Consider the following 1,297-nt stretch of genomic DNA (forward strand, 5'->3'; position numbering starts at 1 on the left):
TGGCCTGCTGCGGTGATCTCGGACGGTGGACCCTCCTAAAGTGAGGGACCTACCGAAATGAGACCCAGCAGTGAGTGCATCACGCAGGCGGTTCAGCCAGGAGTTCAAGGATGAGCTGTGCCAGGAGGTCATCACGACCTCGAAGACGATCAAGGACGTCGCGGTGGCCTACGGCGTGGGCCCCGAGACATTGCGGAACTGGTTGAACAAGTACCGCGAGACCCACGGCGGCACGGAGACCGAGGTGACGCTCGATGAGCGGGCACGACTCAAGGAGCTGGAGCGGGAGAACTCCGAGCTTCGCGCTGAGACGGCGTTCCTGAAAAAAGCAGCGGCTTACTTCGCGCGGGAGCAGCGACCGTGAGCCGATACGAGTACATCGACTCCTGCAGGAACGACCCGTCCGAGACCAACCCGCTCTACAAGATGTGCGCCTGGCTGGCCGTGTCGACCTCTGGGTTCTACAACTGGCTCTCGCGCCCGACCTCGGCGACCGCGGCCCGCAGACAGGCGCTGACGGCCAGGGTGAGGCACTTCTTCGCCGCCACCGACGGCACGTACGGGTATCGGCGGATCCACGCCGACCTGGTCGACGAGGGCACCGAGTGCTCACCGGAGTTGGTGCGTCAGATCATGCGCTCCGAAGGCCTGGTGGCCTGCCAGCCGAGGCCATTTCGGGTCACCACTGAAGCTGACGACGCTGCTGCAGCCGACATGCCTGACCTGGTGGAACGCGACTTCACCGCCGATCGCGCCGGCGTCAAGTTCGTCGGAGATATTACGTACATCCACACGTGGCAGGGGTTCGTCTACCTGGCGACGGTGATCGACTGCTACTCCAAGAAGGTCGTGGGCTGGTCGATCGCCGATCACATGCGCACCGAGCTCGTTGAGACGGCGCTGAAGAACGCTGCCGCGACGACGGTGATCGAGCCGCGGGCGATCTTCCATTCCGACCGCGGCAGCGTCTATACCTCAGGCGACTACCGCAAGCTGGTCACGGACCTGGGGATGCGTTCCTCGATGGGCAGAACGGGCGTGTGCTGGGACAACGCGATGGCAGAGTCGTTCTTCTCCGCGCTCAAGAACGAACGCGTCCACCGCACCGTCTACGCCACGAAGCGGCAGGCCAGGCGCGACGTCATCAGCTACATCGAGGGGTTCTACAACACCCGACGACGCCATTCAGCGCTCGGCTACAAGCGCCCGAACGAGGTGCACTACGCTGGCCTCCAGCCAGCAACGGCAGCGTAGAGAAACCATCAACTCCGCTGTCCGAAATCAACGCGGCAGGTCA

The 1,297-nt window shown here is 63.7% G+C and carries 1 protein-coding gene; it reads left to right on the plus strand.

The features are described from left to right. Positions 1–70: 70 nt before the first annotated feature. Positions 71–1,254, plus strand: a protein-coding gene (locus G6019_RS17020) for an IS3 family transposase (RefSeq protein ID WP_152427882.1) whose coding sequence is annotated in 2 segments (ribosomal slippage) — positions 71–335 and positions 335–1,254 — 1,185 coding nt in all. Because the reading frame shifts where the segments join, the coding sequence is not laid out codon by codon here. The last annotated feature ends 43 nt before the right edge of the window (positions 1,255–1,297 follow it).

Origin of the sequence: Dietzia sp. DQ12-76 (assembly GCF_014145045.1) — a bacterium.
GTDB lineage: Bacteria > Actinomycetota > Actinomycetes > Mycobacteriales > Mycobacteriaceae > Dietzia.